The 17,260-nt window shown below is 33.8% G+C and carries 14 protein-coding genes; 2 read left to right on the top strand and 12 right to left on the bottom strand.

Features of this window, described 5'->3' with window-relative positions; translation table 11 throughout:
• Positions 1–36: 36 nt before the first annotated feature.
• The 4 genes from FGM02_RS04780 to FGM02_RS04765 all read right to left on the bottom strand — a co-directional run bounded on the left by FGM02_RS04780 (position 37) and on the right by FGM02_RS04765 (position 6,824).
• The gene (locus FGM02_RS04780; RefSeq protein ID WP_139957171.1) at positions 37–1,170 is read right to left on the bottom strand and encodes a glycerate kinase; all 1,134 of its coding nucleotides are present in this window, start codon (positions 1,168–1,170) and stop codon (positions 37–39) included.
• 11 nt (positions 1,171–1,181) lie between these two features.
• Positions 1,182–2,828, bottom strand: a complete 1,647-nt coding sequence (locus tag FGM02_RS04775; RefSeq protein WP_139957170.1) for a sodium:solute symporter family transporter — start codon at positions 2,826–2,828, stop codon at positions 1,182–1,184.
• A 10-nt stretch (positions 2,829–2,838) separates the two neighbouring features.
• Positions 2,839–4,143 carry an MGH1-like glycoside hydrolase domain-containing protein gene (locus FGM02_RS04770; RefSeq protein WP_139957169.1) on the bottom strand — a complete coding sequence of 435 codons (1,305 nt, stop codon included), beginning with the start codon at positions 4,141–4,143 and terminating at the stop codon, positions 2,839–2,841.
• Positions 4,144–4,229: 86 nt separating this feature from the next.
• On the bottom strand, positions 4,230–6,824 hold the full coding sequence (locus tag FGM02_RS04765) for a TonB-dependent receptor (RefSeq protein WP_139957168.1): 2,595 nt from the start codon (positions 6,822–6,824) through the stop codon (positions 4,230–4,232).
• A gap of 161 nt (positions 6,825–6,985) precedes the next feature.
• Between FGM02_RS04765 and FGM02_RS04760 the strand changes: the two genes are divergently transcribed.
• Positions 6,986–8,020, top strand: a complete 1,035-nt coding sequence (locus FGM02_RS04760) for a LacI family DNA-binding transcriptional regulator (protein WP_139957167.1) — start codon at positions 6,986–6,988, stop codon at positions 8,018–8,020.
• Here the strand turns inward: FGM02_RS04760 and FGM02_RS04755 are convergent.
• The 3 genes from FGM02_RS04755 to FGM02_RS04745 all read right to left on the bottom strand — a co-directional run bounded on the left by FGM02_RS04755 (position 8,017) and on the right by FGM02_RS04745 (position 11,429).
• Positions 8,017–9,378 (bottom strand): serine hydrolase domain-containing protein, encoded by a 1,362-nt coding sequence (locus tag FGM02_RS04755; RefSeq protein WP_243739353.1) that lies wholly within the window; start codon positions 9,376–9,378, stop codon positions 8,017–8,019. The genes FGM02_RS04760 and FGM02_RS04755 overlap by 4 nt on opposite strands.
• 90 nt (positions 9,379–9,468) lie before the next feature.
• Positions 9,469–9,900, bottom strand: a complete 432-nt coding sequence (dut, locus tag FGM02_RS04750) for a dUTP diphosphatase (protein WP_139957165.1) — start codon at positions 9,898–9,900, stop codon at positions 9,469–9,471.
• Positions 9,901–9,983: 83 nt separating this feature from the next.
• On the bottom strand, positions 9,984–11,429 hold the full coding sequence (locus tag FGM02_RS04745; protein WP_139957164.1) for an oligosaccharide flippase family protein: 1,446 nt from the start codon (positions 11,427–11,429) through the stop codon (positions 9,984–9,986).
• A gap of 134 nt (positions 11,430–11,563) precedes the next feature.
• On the opposite strand from FGM02_RS04745, the gene FGM02_RS04740 reads away from it, so the two are divergent.
• Entirely contained in the window at positions 11,564–12,559 is a 996-nt protein-coding gene (locus FGM02_RS04740) for an NAD(P)H-dependent glycerol-3-phosphate dehydrogenase (protein WP_139957163.1), read from the top strand.
• 50 nt (positions 12,560–12,609) lie between these two features.
• Here FGM02_RS04740 and FGM02_RS04735 read toward each other — a convergent pair whose 3' ends face one another.
• The 5 genes from FGM02_RS04735 to FGM02_RS04715 all read right to left on the bottom strand — a co-directional run bounded on the left by FGM02_RS04735 (position 12,610) and on the right by FGM02_RS04715 (position 17,118).
• Positions 12,610–13,677 carry a lactonase family protein gene (locus FGM02_RS04735; protein WP_139957162.1) on the bottom strand — a complete coding sequence of 356 codons (1,068 nt, stop codon included), beginning with the start codon at positions 13,675–13,677 and terminating at the stop codon, positions 12,610–12,612.
• Between the two features lie 75 nt (positions 13,678–13,752).
• Entirely contained in the window at positions 13,753–14,154 is a 402-nt protein-coding gene (locus tag FGM02_RS04730; protein ID WP_139957161.1) for a hypothetical protein, read from the bottom strand.
• 44 nt (positions 14,155–14,198) lie between these two features.
• On the bottom strand, positions 14,199–14,426 hold the full coding sequence (locus FGM02_RS04725; RefSeq protein ID WP_139957160.1) for a DUF1059 domain-containing protein: 228 nt from the start codon (positions 14,424–14,426) through the stop codon (positions 14,199–14,201).
• A gap of 73 nt (positions 14,427–14,499) precedes the next feature.
• Positions 14,500–15,519 (bottom strand): phenylalanine--tRNA ligase subunit alpha, encoded by a 1,020-nt coding sequence (gene pheS / locus FGM02_RS04720; protein WP_139957159.1) that lies wholly within the window; start codon positions 15,517–15,519, stop codon positions 14,500–14,502.
• Positions 15,520–15,567: 48 nt separating this feature from the next.
• Positions 15,568–17,118, bottom strand: coding sequence for a glycosyltransferase family 39 protein (locus FGM02_RS04715; protein ID WP_139957158.1), 1,551 nt, complete (start codon positions 17,116–17,118; stop codon positions 15,568–15,570).
• Positions 17,119–17,260 lie beyond the last annotated feature (142 nt).

Raw genomic sequence — 17,260 nt, 5'->3', positions numbered from 1 at the left:
TCTCTGGCAGAAGTATTTTAAGTCAATGTGAACAATTTAGGCGCTAGTCTTTAAAATTTTGCAAAAGTTATAAGTACTAAAAACTAAATTTTGATAGGATTGTTTCATAGCTGTTTCTAGGTTTGTAATTCCTTTTGTAATAGAACAAACATAGCGCAAGCCTAATTGTTCTTGTGTGCTGATTGAAAGCGCTACAGAGCCACAAAAAGCAGCTACAGGAATGTTTTGTCTGCTAGCAGAGGTCAGTACTCCCTGTATTGTTTTTCCGGATAGCGTTTGTTCATCCAACTGACCTTCACCTGTAACAATCCAATCTGCTTTATGAATAATTGTGTCAAATTGTGTGATGTTTTTGATCAATTCTATTCCAGAGGTTAACTCACCCTTTAAAAAAGTAATAGCACCTGCTCCCAAACCTCCGGCTGCTCCGGCGCCAGGTATTTCTTGGCAATATATGTTGAAATGTTTTTGTAATATGTTTGAAAAAAGGGCAAGTCCATTGTCTAATAGTTGAATTTCTTCTGATGAAGCTCCCTTTTGTTTTGCGTATACAAAAGCAGCTCCGTTTTTTCCATAAAGTGGATTGGTTACGTCACAGGCAACTTGTACATTTATGTTGTTTAAAAGAGGTGAAGTCTGGGTAGCATCTATTTTGTCAATAAATTGCAAATTCTTTCCTATTGGAAGTAATTCTTGTCCATTTTTGTCCAAAAATCGATAGCCTAGTGCTGTGGCCATTCCAATTCCAGCGTCATTGGTTGCACTCCCTCCAATTCCTAAAATGATGTTTTTGGCTCCTTTTTTAAGAGCATCCATAATAAGCTCTCCGGTTCCTTTGCTGGAACTGTGCATGCAATTTACGTCAGTACCCTTTACTAGTTTTAAGCCAGAAGCTTCTGCCATTTCAATAATTGCTGTTTGGGTGGCTGCTACATATAAATAAGTAGCGCTAACAGGTTTAAAAACAGGATTGTTTACTGTTACTGATATTTTTTCACCTTTAAGACTATAAAGCAAAGCATCAATAGTACCATCTCCACCATCTGCTAAAGGAAGTTTGACAATAGAAGCCTTTGGAAAAACTTTTTGTATACCTTCTTCTACAGCATTGCAAAATTCAATACCTGTTAAGGATCCTTTGTATTTATCGGGTGCAATTACAAATTTCATAAGTTGAGTTTTTATCCGAAAATGGCGGGTATAAAATAACTAAGTGTTAGAATAACGACAAAAAAGGCAAGTAAAATATAAACTTCTTTTATCATAAAGTCTTCTTTTTTAAGATTGAACTCGAAACCGGTTATTGTTTTTGCAGCGGTGTTTTTTGTAAAGTAACTTACAAGGTATGCAATGACAAGTGCCATGATTACTCCTGTAAAGTTCAACCAAATCCAGAAAACATGTATGCCTAAATCAATATGAAATAATTCTTGTATTGTTTTTGAAAACATCAAGTTGATCAATACTGCAGAAATAATACCTGCATTCATTCCAATATGATTTACTTTTTTTGAAAAGAAAGCCAATAAGAAAGTAACTAAAACAGGACCATAAAATACTGACCCTATGGCGTTAATTATTTCAATAACTGCACTTTTACTTCCTCCAAAAAGAAAGGCACTTGCAATACAAACCAAGCCCCAAAATACTACAGATGCTTTTGAAATCATCATGTATTTTTCAGTGGTTAATTTTTTAGGCCCTCTATTAAAAAAATCTTCAACAGTAACGGCGGATAAAGAATTAACGGTAGAACTTAAGGAAGACATAGCAGCAGAAAGTATTCCAACCATTAAAATCCCGATCAATCCATGTGGCAAATATTTAAGAATAAAAATAGGCACCATCAAGTCGGCTTTAATTCCATGCGTAGCGAATTCTTCTGGAAAATATTTTTGTGTTGCTAAAGAAATGTCTTCTAAAAAATCAGGTGCTAGGCTTATCAAAGCTCCCATAATAAGTCCCATAGTACAATAAATTAATACGACTGGGAATCGTAACAATCCATTGGCTAAAAGTAGGGTTCTAATTGTTTTTTCATTTTTGGCCGACAATAGTCTTTGAGCTTGTGTTTGGTCGCAGCCATAATAGGAAACATATAAAAAGAAGCCCCCTATAATCATGGGTAAAAGTCCGTATTCATTTCCTTCTCCTAAGCCTAAATTATGGTCAATTACCTTTAGTCTTTCTGGGTCAAAACCGTTGGCCAACCCACCGTGTTCTTGTAATAAATTCCAACCGAAATACAAACAGATGAGCAGTCCTGCAAATAAAATAATCATTTGAATGGCATCTCCCCAAACAACGGCTTTCATTCCACCTTGCCAAGAATAAATAATGGTAATAATACTAATAATTAAGATGGTGTATACAAAATCAATGTCCAATACAGCTTGTAAAATAATGGCAATGGTGTATACCATAACACCAGTACCTAAGGCGCGACTTATTTGAAAAACGATACTTAGAATTAATCTTGTAGATGTGCTAAACCTTTTTTCTACAAATTCGTAAATACTTACAACACCAGATCTGAATAGGGGAGGTACAATAACCACCATTATAAAAATCATGGCTAAAGGAACGGCAAATTCAAATGATAGCCATTTCATTCCTCCTCCTAATTTAAGTCCTACAAAAGCAGGGGCAGATATAAAACTAATAGCCGAAAGCTGTGTGGCCATAGTAGATAAACTTAAAGGAAACCAACCTAAGCTTTTTCCACCTAAGAAATAATCGTCAGAATTTTTATTCTCTTTGAAGAAAAAACCCATTCCCAAAAAGAAAATAATGTATACCAATATAATACTATAGTCTAGCCAATTCATAATTTTAGTTTTAGTCGTTTAACAAGTCAATTGTAAGTGCGGCAGTCCAAGAGAAATCATTTCCTCCATAGCCTGCATTTTCTTCTAAATGCACTTTTTTAATGGGATTAAAATACTCATAAAAACCGTTTTTCTCTACAATTTCTAAGCTGTCTTTTTTTATGCGTTCGGCAACATCATGGTAGCCGTATTGTTGAAGTCCTTTGATAAGAATCCAGTTTAAATTTATCCAAACAGGACCTCTCCAATATTTTTTAGGATTGAATCGATTACTTCTTGGGTCAAAAGAGGCACATAAATAATGTTCTTCTTTTCCGAAAACTTCAAGCATGTTTTTTACCAAAATAGCAGTTCTTTCTTTGTCTGGAATATTTGCATAGATAGGTGCAAATGATGAAGAAGACAAATGTTTTAAGGGAACTTCATTTCTTAAATCATAATGAATATAAGCTCCAAGTTCTTCGTCAAATAATTTGGCATTGAAATTAGCGATACTTTTTTCTTGCCAAGCTTCTAGTTGTTTTATTTTCTCAGAAGAACTATCTATAAGTTTGTACAAGTTGATCAGACTTTCATTTGATTTGATCAACATAGAATTGAACAAAGGATCTTGCACTAAAAACGGAGATAATTCTGCAATTTTAGCATCGTTATAATTGTGTTTTTTTGCAATATCGATAATATGTAAATAGTGGTCGTATTCTCTCTGTGTTGGTCTTTCAGCTGGATCTACATGTTTGATGTCTCTTCTTTCAAAAGTGTACACAGGCGGATTCATTGTTGCCCATATATCATCCCAAAGAGGAGAATTGTCAGTACCCGATTCCCAGTTGTGATAGATATATACCAAGCCTTCATTTTTCGGATCTCTTTCTCTGTAAAAATAGCTGTGATTGTCATATACTTTGTCAATAACAGATTCTATAAAAGCCAAAGAACGCTTTTTATCTTTACTGATTTTGTACATTTCCTCCAATACAAAGCCGGTAACAGGAGGTTGTGTCATTCCTGTTGATTTGTATTCTTTGGAAGCATTTGGATGCAAGTCGGCTCTGTGAAAGTCGGGTCCAGGAAAATAAGTATCACTTTCTGTATGAAAAACTATGTGCGGTATAAATCCGTTTGACCATTGTGCGTTTAGCAAGGTTTCTATTTCTTTTTCTGCTTTGTCCATATCAAAATGAGCAAAACCAATGGCAATAAAGCCAGAGTCCCATTTCCATTGAAAAGGGTATAATTTAGCACAAGGAATACTGAAACCGTCTTTCCAATTTTGTACTAATACGTTTTGTGCTTTTTTTTCTAAATTTTCCATACTATGTTTTTTAAAGCTCACCACTGCAAAAGGGGGATTTTTGCAAGTGATGAGCGGATTTAAAACCAATCTTAACTTTTATTTTTTTAGAAGTTGAAAGTTGCGTTTAAGAATACTCGGGTAGGTAATACAGGTCTTCCTACAAAAAATTCTTCTTCTGTTTGACCGTTGTTTAGTCTTGGAGAACCTTCTGTAATTCCTTCTGAATTGAATACATTGTAGACTTGTGTCCCAATTCTAACAGTTTCACCATTTTCACCTGCAGAAAAAGTATATCCTAGGTTAAAGTTGGTTACGCCAATGGCATCTAATACAATTGAATTAGAATCGTTAGAGAATTTTTCTCCTGTGTAATTGTATACCAAGCTACCATCAAAAGCGCTATCGTCATAATTAAGAGACAATGAAGAAACTAAATTTGGTTGTCTTCGTAATTCGTTTCCTTCAAATTCTGGGTTACTTTCAGATTTTGTGATTTCATGATCTTGGTAAGTAAGTGAACCAGAAAAATCAAAACTATCTGTAAATCTGTATTTCCATGTAGTTTCAATACCAAAGGTGCGAGTATCTTGTGTATCTACTTCTTCAATAACTCCTCCTGATCCATCATTTACAAAACTAACCGAGCGTCTGTCTGTTAAATTCACAGAATACAAGGCAGCCGTTCCAGAGAATTTCTCTTTTCCATATTTTACACCTAATTCCCCTTGAATAATTGTTTCTGTGTCATAAGAAGCAGGTTGGCCAAGTGCGTTAAAACTAGTTCCTCTTAATTCAGGAAAGAAATAACCTTTAGAGAAGTTTCCATAGGTACTTAAATTGTCATTTACTTTGTACAAAGCAGCAGCGGCAACAGCAAAATCATCGGCAGAAACATGACCTCTTGTCCAAGCTCCATTTCCCCATTTTACATTGTCTAAATTTTCAATTCCGGTATTGTCTACAGTGTAAACATCGTTTCCTTCAAATTCAATATCTCCAGAAGCTCTTTCGTAACGAACACCAAAATCTAAATTCCAACGGTCTAATTTTATTTCGTCAGCAATAAAAACGGCAATTTTGTTACTATTTATATTTCTGTTTGTGTAAGAAGCTCCTCTGTTCGTAACACCGTTTACAGTATATCCAGAAACATCTACCAATTCAGGTCTGTCGTTATATTCACTTAAGTAATTGGTAATGACATTAAAATCTCCGGCCTTAGATCTTGACATAAAAGTACCTAAAGTAATATTGTGTTGTCCGGCAGTTTTCGTGATTTTAAAATCTCCCATCAATTCAGTTAAAGGTCTATCTCTATCAAGAATTCTGTTTTCAAATAGCAAAGCATCAGCAGGTAAAGCTTGTCCGTTTAAGGATGTGAAATTTCCAGAAGCTAAGCCTCTTGCTGCTAAATATTCTGCTTGTGTTTCTACCACTTTAGCACCGCTAAGTCCACTACCGTCTAAAAATAAGTTAAATTGATGTTTGTATTTTGAGTAACGTACTTTGGCGTCTAATTTTAGATCGTCAGAAAAATTATGTTTGAAGTTGGTTAAAATATAACCACCATTGGTAACTACACCATCTTCAATAGGAGAGTTGTAGATTCCGTTAGGAGTTGCATAAGAAATGTCGGAAGCCGCAGCCGTTTGTAGCGTGTAGATTTTGTTTCCGTTATTTCCTGTAGGTCTGTTACGAGTACCTCCTTCTAAGGCATATGGTAAGTAGAATTGTACTTTGTCATCGATATATTGTGCAGAAACAGTTATAGAACCATTTTTAGTAATTTGTTTGATGTTTCCTCTTAATTGAAAACCTTCCGTATCCAAACCTGTTTTTATAGGTCCTTGGTCGTATCTATAAAATCCTGATAAAGCATAAAAAGTATTCGAATCTTTTCCTCCTAAAGGACCGCTAGTTAAGAAGTCGGTTTTAAATCTTGAGTTAGATCCAAATTCAGTTTTTAAAATGTTTTTTTGCTCAGAACTACCGGTAGCACTTGTATAGTTAATAATTCCGGCAACAGAACCAACGCCATATAAGATGGAAGATCCTCCACGGACAAATTCCAAGCTTTTCATTCCAATGTCATTTCTGAAATAAACATCATGTGCTGAAGAGTTCAATCCGAAAGTACTCAATACAGGCATCCCATCAATTTGTAAAGGGTTGAATTGGTATTGTCCTCCAGAAGGCAAACCTCTCACAAAAATATTGGAAGCAACTTCACCACCACCACCTTCAGCGGTAATACCGGGAACACTTCGTAAAATATCGGCCTGACTGCTTGTGCTTATTTTTGTTAATTGTTTGGCGCCAAACGATGTTATTGAAAGCGGTGTTTCTTTTTGAGATCTTCTTGTAGAAGTACCTGTTAACACAATTTCATCCAAAGCATTGGCTCCTTCATTTAAAATGATATTTAGTTTTATGGTCGTGCCATTTAAGTTTACGGTTTGATTTTTAGTTTCATAACCTACATAGGAAGTTTGCAAGGTTTGCGTTCCTTCCAAATTTGTAGTGAAACTGAAATTTCCATCAAAGTCAGTTGTAGTTCCTGACGTGCTTCCATTTATAAAGATATTTGCCTGCGGAATAGGCATGTTACTGTCGTCTTTTACAGTCCCCCTAATTTCGGTTTGTGCATTGCTATTGAAGTAAAGAAATGTACAAATAAATGTGAAAATAATTTTTTTCATGATTTCTCGATTTAATAATTAGATTATGGTTATGGTGTAAAAGTATTTACAAAAACAAGTGTTTTTTATGAAATTTACAAAAAAACACCAGCAAACGTTTGCGGAAACGTTTGCAATTTGTATTTTGTTCTAAATAAATTTATTTGCCTAACTATTTGAGGATGAAAAAAAAACACAATGTCACTTTAAAAGAAATAGCAGATCAATTGAGTTTGTCTATTTCAACGGTTTCAAGAGCATTAAAAGACCATAAAGATATTAGTGCAGAAACCAAGAATAAAGTAAAAGCTAAAGCAAAGGAGTTGCGTTATTTTCCCAATTTGTTTGCGCAAGGTTTTCGCTCCAATCGCACACGAATAGTGGGTGTTATTGTTCCTAAAATATCACATTATTATACGTCTACTATTATTGAAGGAATTATTAGCAAAGCAGAAGAAAAAGGTTATCGTGTAATTGTTACTGAATCAAAAAATAGTTTTGAAAGGCAAACCGAAATGCTGCATACGATGCTGCAATTTGGAGTTGATGGTATTTTGCTTTCACTTGCAAGAACAACCAAAGACATAGAGGAAATATTGAATGTTGCCGATAAGGTTCCAGTTCTATTGTTTGATAAAGTTTCGAGAAAAATTCCTTGTACTCAAGTAATTATTAATGATAAAGGAGCGGCTTACAATGCGGTTGAGCATCTTATCCGTTTGGGAAAAAAAAGAATAGCGATATTTAAAGAGTCTGAGGGTTCTTATAATTCTAAAATGCGTTATGAAGGTTATTTGGAGGCTTTGAAAAACAACGGTTTAGAAGTTGACGAAAATTTAGTTTTGAGTACACAAGACATTTCCTTAGAACACGGTCGACGTTTGTGCAATATTGTATTGAGTTATAAGGTGCGTCCAGATGCTATATTTTGTATTACCGATAGTTGTGCAGTTGGTGTTATCAAAGCTTTGAAGAATGCCAATGTGCGTATTCCAGATGAGATTGCTGTTGTGGGTTTTAGTAATTCGAATATTTCAACCATTATTGAGCCAAAGTTGACGACTATAAATCAACCCGGTTCAAAAATTGGAAAAACAGCCATAAAGTACCTGATTAAGGAAATGGAAAATGAAAACGAAGAACCGTTTAGTTTTAAAACAATTGAGGTAGAAACAGAACTAATTGTTCGTGATTCTACTTTTAGATTGAAAAATTAGTCCTTAATAGCACTAACAACATCTCCTACTAGTTTGTTCATTATGTCATAGGAGTCGGTTCTTCCTTTATGAGTTAGACCGGTTCTTACAATAACCAATTCTTTGGAAGGAATGATAAACACTCTTTGTCCATGATATCCATCGGCATAATACATATCCCTAGGAGCATCTGGTAAAAAGCCGTCTGTATTTGTCCAAAATTGTGCGCCATATTCATTGGCCGATTCTTTTGTAGGTGTAGCTGTGTACTGTGCCCAAGTTTTATTGAAAATTTGTTCTCCGTTCCAATTGCCTTCATGTAAAAAAAGCAATCCAAATTTAGCCCAATCTCTAGCGGTTGCCCATGCATATGAAGAGCCTACATAATTACCTTCCATGTCTGTTTCAAATAGCATGGAATTCATTCCAATTTTATCGATAAGTGAGGTGTAGGGAAAATCTAAATATTCTTGGTAGGTTTTAAACTGTGCTCTTAATACTCCAGATAATAAATTTGTAGTTCCAGAAGAATATATAAAATTGGTTCCTGCTTTGTGTGAAGCTTTTTTTAATGCTTGCGACTTTGTCATGTCTCTGTCTAAAAACAGCATTTTGGTAACATCTGATATTTTGGTGTAGTCTTCTTCCCAATCTAAACCACTAACCATTTTTAATAAATGATGGGTTGTTATCTGTGCTCGTTCGTCATTTTCCCAGCCAGTATTTTTTAAAGTTGCAATAACAGGTTGGTGAATGTCAAAATTCTTCTCTTTTTCTAAGGTTCCAAAAACAGCAGCTAACAAGCTTTTTGCCATTGACCAGCCTAAAAATTTTGAATTTTCGTCAAAGCCTTCCGCATATTTTTCAGCAATAATTTGATCTTTGTAAACGACGAGTAAGGCTCTCGTGTTTTTTAAATTTGGACGATGATTTTCTAAAAAAGCATTGGAAATAGCTGTATTTAATTTGTCATAATCTATCGTTGAAAATAGGCTGTCCTTTGGAAGAATATCTCCATAAGGGAAAGGAAGTTTATTGTCAATTTTACTCCGTTTAGGTTGAATAAATTTTTGTTCTGTGTTATAGTCATCATCAATTAATACAGCTCCAAGCCCCTCCCTATAAAAGGCTTTCCTTTCAAGCATGCCAAATACACTCGAGTTTACAATTTTATTCTTTGAATCAACTTTAGTTTTGGCCAATTTAATTAACGGAACACCGTTGTCATATGTGTTAATTGAATCAATAGGGCGGTTTGCATAAAACACATTGGTCGCCATGTTTTTTGCAGCATAACCTGAAATCATATTTAGTTTTGGGTAGTGTAGGTAGCCAACAACAATAACAAGTAGCAAAACAAGGAGTAGTACTATTTTCATAAGTTTCATAACGTAATTTTATAAGAAGTTAAGATACAAAAAATAGTAAAGTCCGAACTTTAAATAAGTGATAGAACTTGTTAAATTATTCTAGATTCCTGTGCTTCCAAAGCCGCCTTCACCTCTTGCAGTTTCATCCAACGTATTTACCTGTTTCCATTCAGCACGTTCGTGTTTTGCAATGATTAATTGTGCGATGCGCTCACCGTCGTTAATTGTAAAATCTTCATTAGAAATATTGACCAAAATAACACCTATTTCACCTCTATAATCTGCATCAATAGTTCCTGGGCTATTTAGTACCGTAATTCCGAATTTGGCAGCCAAACCACTTCTAGGTCTAACTTGTGCTTCGGTACCTACTGGTAGGGCAATAAAAAGGCCGGTTTTAATAATAGCTCTTTCTAAAGGTTTTAAAACAACAGCTTGGTCAATATTTGCTTTTAAGTCCATACCTGCTGAAGCTAAAGTTTCATAATGTGGCAAAGCGTGTTTTGATTTGTTGATGATGTGTATTTCCATGTTTAGTGCGTAGGTTTTAAAAAGGGGAATGGTAAATTTTACTGAAATCGATAGCAAATTTAGGGTTTTATCTTTAAGCGTATTTACTTTTTTAAAAGTAGTTTTTTCAATTCTTTTATTTCTAACAGGTATACAATTCCTAAAAACAGAATTAGGAAAAGAACGCTGGCAAAATAGTTTTGTTGGAATTTTAAATAAGACAAACTACTAAAGCTAATTGACAGGCCTAAATAGATGCCAATCTTTTTTAAATCGTATGGAATTGGATAGTGCTTTTGACCAAAAATATAAGAGAGTACGAGCATAGATCCGTAAGCTCCTAGGGTAGCCCATGCGGCGCCAATAAACCCTACACTTGGAATTAATAAGTATAGCAATGAAACAGTGATAAGAGCTCCGAAAATGGAAAAATACATTCCGTAACGTGTTTTGTCGGTAAGCTTGTACCAAATGGATAAATTATTATAAATACCTAAAAGTAAATTGGCAATTAAAATAATAGGAACAATAGAAAGTGCGGTATAATATTCTTTGCTTCCTAAAAATAGTTGCGAAATTAGATTCATAAATCCAACAATAAATACAACGAATAAAGCACCAATTATGGTAAACCATTTTAAAATAAGTGCATAGGTAACAGGCGCATTTTTTTCTTTGGCATGGTTGAAGAAAAAAGGTTCAGCTCCAAGTCTAAATGCTAAAATAAATAGAGACATGATTACCCCAATTTTATAGGCACCCGCATAGGCACCCATTACACTTTTACCCAACCATTCTTCAAGCAATAATTTGTCTAAATTTTCATTGGTGGTATAGGCAATTCCGGCTACTAAGACTGGCCAAGAATACGAAAGCATTTTTTTTAATAAAGAAAAATTAAATGAAATTTTAAACTTCAATATTAAAGGTAAAACGCATAAAAAGGTGATAGAACTAGCAATTAAATTGGCAATAAAAATATAGCCTTCTTTAAAAGTAGGATTATACCAATGATTTACAGTGCTCGTCAGGTTTATTTGCTTTGGCAACAACCATAAAAAGAACAAATTAAATACGGCATAAATTAAAATATTTAAAAGCTTAAACAAAGTATAGCTTTTCGATTTTCCAGTAACTCTTAGGTAGGCAAAAGGAATAACGACAAGAGTTTCTAAAATGGAAATCCAAACAAGAATGCTAAAATACAAGGGGTTTGAAAAGCCTAAAAAGCTTGCCATTTCATTTTTATAGAGAAGCAATACCAATAATGCAATAATGGATGTTGTTAAAACACTAATAAATGAAGTAGAAACAACATTTCCTTTGTCTTTTTCTTTGTTGAAGAAACGAAAGAAAGCGGTTTCCATTCCGTAGGTAAAAAGCACATTAAAATAGGCAGCCCAAACATAAAAAGAAGTATTTACACTGTATTCGCTGGTACTTAATGAACTTGTATGAAGCTTTACCAAAAGAACGTTGATTGCTTTGGGCATAATTGCAGCAAAGCCATAGATTAAGGTGTCTTTTAAAAAACGTTTAAGAGTGCTCAATGTATTGTTTTAGGTCCTTGCAAAGATAGTAAAAGTGCTTGCAGTCTACGTGTTTATTAGAATAAGTGGGGAAAGAATTTTTAGTTCACTATTAATTGTTATTTTTGAGGTCTAGAATAAATCAACCAAGGAATATGAATGAATCATTAAAAGTTGCCGTTTTTGGAGGAGGAAGTTGGGCTACAGCCATTGTAAAAATGCTGTGCGAGAATCTTAAAACTGTGGGCTGGTATATGAGAAATGAAGCTTCTATAGAATATATCAAAGAAAACAAACACAATCAGAATTATCTTTCTTCTGCGGAATTTAACGTAGATAAATTATATTTATGTAGTGATATCAATAAAATGGTAGACTATGCCGATGTTATTATATTGGCAATTCCTTCTGCTTTTTTAAGCTCGGAATTGGCAAAAATAAAATCTAGTTTAAAAGAGAAGACTATTTTTTCTGCGATTAAAGGAATTGTGCCTGAAACGGGGTTGATTGTTGGAGAGCATTTAAATAAAGAACAAGATGTTCCTTATGAAAATATTGGTGTCATCACAGGACCTTGTCATGCAGAAGAAGTGGCTATGGAACGTCTTTCTTATTTAACAATTGCTTGTAAAGATGAAGAGAAAGGACAGTTTTTAAGTGAGGTTCTATCAAGCGATTATATCAAATGTAAAATTTCAGATGATATTATTGGAACCGAATATGCAGCCATGTTGAAAAATATTTACGCTATTGCGGCAGGTATTGCACATGGTTTAGGTTATGGCGATAATTTTCAAGCCGTACTGATGTCGAATTCTATCCGTGAGATGAAACGCTACATCAAAAAAATTCATAAGATGAAACGAAATATCAATAACTCGGCCTATTTGGGTGATTTATTGGTGACGGGTTATTCAACGTTTAGTAGAAATAGAATGTTTGGTAACATGCTAGGGAAGGGCTATACTGTTAAGTCTGCCATGATGGAAATGAACATGGTTGCTGAAGGGTATTATGCCGTTAAAAGTGCTTATGAAATAAATCAAAAGAACGAAGCCTGTACGCCAATTATTGATACTGTTTACAATATTGTGTATTTAAAAAGAAGTCCGAAAAGACAGTTTAAATTATTGACAGAGCTATTGGATTAAGCTTTTATAAGTTTCGAATTCAATAGTTAAAAAATTGATGGAACTTGTAGTTAGAATTTTAAACAAGAAGGGTTTGGGCTTGCAGTTTCATGTAAATAAGTTAATTTACCTGTTTTCTTATCAACTGAAAACACAGTAATATTACTACTTAATTTGTTGGCCACAAGTAAGAAATTTCCATCAGGAGCTAAAGTGAAATTTCTAGGCCAGTTTCCTTCGGTAGAAATATTTTGAATTTGTTCGATGCTTCCATCTTTTTTATTTCTTTTAAATACGGCAATGGTATTTTCACCACGTGTTGTTCCATAAATAAATTTTTCATCGTTCGATAAATGAATATCTGCACAAGAAATTTTTCCTTTATAGCCTTCTTTCACAGTTGCTACATCTTTACCCGTTCTAGCATAGGAATCTCCTTGTTTTTTTAAGGTAGTTATGGTACCACCATATTCATTAATAATATAAATAAAGTCTCTTTTTTTAGTCACTACAAAATGTCTAGGACCTGCTTTTTGAGTAATTGGGATGCTCTTTTGAGAGATGTATCTTTTTTTGTTAAAGCTGTAGTGCTCTAGCGTATTTACACCTAGGTCAGCGACAAATAATTCATTTTTGTGAAACTGTGCAGAATGGGTGTGTGCTTTTTTATCTGCTCCATTCAAATTGACTATTTGAACAGCTTCTTTTAAAATTCCATCAGCAATAGGAAATATGCTAAAATTACCTCCTCCATAGTTAGAGACAACCAATTTGTTTCCTTTTTTGTTGATACCTAAATGACACGGTGATTTTCCGTTGGCACTTATAGTAGCTGTTTTTTCTAGACTTCCGTCGTTGTTGAATTTATACGAAGTTACATCTCCAGAATTACTTCCTTTTTTAGCTCCTTCCGAAACAGCATATAAAAAATCCTTTTTAGGAGAGAGTACTAAGTAACTTGGGTTTGTTGCTTTAGCTATTAATTTTTTCTCAGATAATTTCCCTGTTTTTGTGTCGAATTGAAATTGGTAAATTCCTTCACTTTCTCCCGTGGTGTAACCTCCTACATACATCGGAATGTTTTGGGCATTAAGAGATAGAGACATGATAAAAGCGATAAAAAAAGGTTTCAAAGACATGGGGAATGGTTTTGCTTAATTTTAATTTTCGCCTAAAGATAAATTAAAAATTAAGAAAACCTGGATACACGCTACTTATTTGATGAGTACGCCTTCTTTTTTTAGCAAAGGTAACATACGCAAGGTGCCTTCTTTTACCGTTCCTTTTTTAAAGGTGTACGATTTGTCAAACATTTTGTTTCCTTCAAAAAAAGTGACTTCAAAGGTGTTGTTCAACCTTAAAACTGCAGGATTTATGTATTCTACTTTGGCAAAAGATTTGGCAGGTAAGGTTTCTATTTTCTTTCTTAAAACAGAAGTTTTTAGTTTGGTTGTTTCCTCATCTCCTTTAGAAACAATCAAACACATTTCTAAAGCTACTTCTTTGTTATTGATGATATAAGCATTCCAATCATCGCATTTAAAATCTTCATTGTATTCTTTTACAATGGCCATAAAAACATCTGATACTTCTGGGATTACGATATCTTTTTTCATGAAGGCTGAACTTATTTCAGTGTTTTTTTAGTAATGATATTTTTTTAAATGGCGTTGAATTCATTTCTTTTTCCTTCAAACCATAGCTGCATTGCTTCTGGAGATTTCATTAAAGATTGCATTTCTTCCATCGCTTTTAAATGTGATGCATCTCCTTTTTGAAACATTTCCATTCCGTGTTTTTTACTCAGCTCTGCCATTTCTTCAAAGGTTTCTGCATGAAATTCTTTTGCACAGGCTCCGCCCAATTGTTTACAAGTCATCGTTTTCATAAGTGTCTTTTTTTTGTTTCTACTAAGATACTATTTAAACTTTAAAATGGTATATAACAGGCTTGTAAAAGTGCTATAAAGCCGATTTGAATTGCTCTAAGAAACGAACATCGTTTTCATAAAACATACGGATATCTGGTATTTGATACAACAACATAGCAATACGTTCAATTCCCATTCCAAATGCGTAACCACTGTATTTTGTTGGGTCAATATTTGCATTTTTCAATACATTTGGGTCTACCATTCCGCATCCCATTATTTCTAACCAACCAGTACCTTTGGTAATTTTGTAATCTGTTTCAGTTTCCAATCCCCAATAAATATCTACTTCGGCACTTGGCTCTGTAAATGGAAAATAAGAAGGACGTAAACGAATTTTTGATTTTCCGAACATTTCTTTTGTGAAATACAAAAGGGTTTGCTTTAAATCGGCAAAAGAAACATCTGTATCAATGTACAATCCTTCTACTTGATGAAAAATACAATGTGCACGAGCTGAAATATCTTCATTTCTAAATACACGACCAGGCGATAAAGTTCTAATAGGAGGTGTGTTGTTTTCCATATAACGAGTTTGTACTGAGGAAGTATGCGTTCTCAATAACAAATCTGGATCTTTTTCAATGAAAAAAGTATCTTGCATATCACGAGCCGGGTGGTATTCAGGCAAGTTTAATGCAGTAAAATTATGCCAGTCATCTTCAATTTCTGGTCCTTCAGAAACCGTAAATCCAATGCGGTCAAAAACTTCAATAATTTGATTTCTAACAATAGAGATAGGGTGTCTAGCACCTAAGTTAATCGGTTCAGAAGGTCTAGTCAAGTCTCCGTAAAAACTCTGTGACTCACTACTGTTTTCAAACGAATCTTTTAATTCATTGACACGCTCAGTAGCCGCAGTTCTCAAACTATTTAATGCCTGACCTACTTCTTTTTTTAAACTGTTTTCAACATTTTTAAAGTCGTTGAATAAGTCTTTTAAAATTCCTTTACTTCCTAAGTATTTAATTCTAAAAGTTTCAACTTCTTCTTTTTTCGTGGCTTTAAAAGCTTTTACCTCACCAATCAGTTCGTTTACTTTATCTAACATTGTCTATTGAAATTAGGGTGCAAATTTAAAAAAAGAAACAGACCTGAACTATTTTTTTCTATGAATAGTAAATTTATCATTTGAAAAGTAGATTTCAGTCTCATTTTCGAATGTTGGATAGTTTTTTAAAACCTTTTCTTTGTACGAAAAATTTTGCGTAATAATATAATCAAACTCCCAAGTCATGGCTCTTAGGATGCGTTTTTTAGTAGGCCTCATCAAGCAAAAGCCTTTTCGTTGCAATCCTATAAATGCTAAATTTGGACTGTAAGAATCAATCAATAGAATTTTGGCTTTTTTAGCTATTTGTAAACTGTCTAAAATTTTATGACTGTCAATAAAGTTCGTTCTGGTTATTTCTAAAGGGGTAGTGGGTCTCGCATCATAACCCATTTTAAAAACAAGACGATTTAGTCCAAAGGCTAAAATGGTAAAAATAACCAAGTATTTTTTTACGTTGGTTAAATGCTTCAGATCAACCTGTTTTAAAAAGGCGAGCAACCAAAATAGGAGAATCGGAAAAAAAGTATCTAGTATATAATAATCATGGGCTACAAATTGCTGGAGCATTAAAAAGGAATAGCAAAAAACACCAATACTTACAATGCTTAAATAGTAAAATAAAAAGTTTTTTTGTTTAAAAGAAAGCTGCTGTTTGCGTTTTTTTAGAAAGAGAAATCCAACGAAGAATAGACAAAAATAATGTATTAAAGTAAAGTACCTCCAGCTTTCGTGGTACAGGGTTTTCCAAATAGCATTGATAAATTCATGCAAACTTGTAACGGGCAAAGGGTGACTTAAAAAATTGGAGCCAAAATAAGCTGATAGATAAAATTTGTTGTACATGAAATAAGAAAGCACAATAACCAAACAAGCTACTAGTAAAAGCATTTTTTTCCAATAGATTTTTTTATCCAAGAGGCCAATAAGTAAATAAGTGCTTAATAAACCGATAAGGTATATAATAAATGGAAATCTTGTCAATGCGGCTAAGGTCATAAAGACTAACGAATAGTATAAATTCTTGTTTTGCTTTTCAAAGTGAAAACGCGTTATATGAAAAGCGCTAATAAACAGGAATGCTAAAGCAGCACTACTTGGTAAAAAACCAACAGCATAGTAGGTAAAGGTAGGGGCAAGCATTACAAAAATGGACATTGCTGTGGTAATCCAAAAAGATTGGGTTACTAAATAACTGAGTTTGAAAAGATAAAAGAGTCCGATAAGACTAAGCAAAAGCATGTAAAACCGATAAACAATGGGATTCTTTGTTTGGAATGTCTTCATCAGCAAGGCCACTACATAGTGATGCATCGGCGGATCTATTGAAGTAATTCCCTGTGGGGTTTTTGGGGAAGAATACCAAGCGTCATTTTTTATTTGAGGAGCATTTGTCGCAGCAAATTGAGGATTTAAACAATAGGTTTCGGGGTGAAAAAAATCAAAACTGTTCTCCAAAAAATTTAAAGAGATGGCAAAATGATCTGCCATTGCCCAAGCATGACGCCCTTGTACAGGTGTTTTAATTTGTGGATAATATAAAAGTACACTTAAGCCAATTAGTATAGTCCAAGTAAGTGCCATTTGTTTTTTTTCCATTTTGTAAAATTACATGAAATAAAAAATAATGTTAAAAAATGTATAGAGAAATATTTTATACGACAAAGTTATGGAGTTTCTAATTTTTGAGAAGGACTTTTATTACATTCGTAATAACAAGTTAAAAATAGTTTAATCCATT

The sequence above is a fragment of the Flavicella sediminum genome, from assembly GCF_006381105.1.
Lineage (GTDB): Bacteria > Bacteroidota > Bacteroidia > Flavobacteriales > Flavobacteriaceae > Flavicella > Flavicella sediminum.
This window is presented reverse-complemented; position numbering and strand designations above follow the sequence as displayed.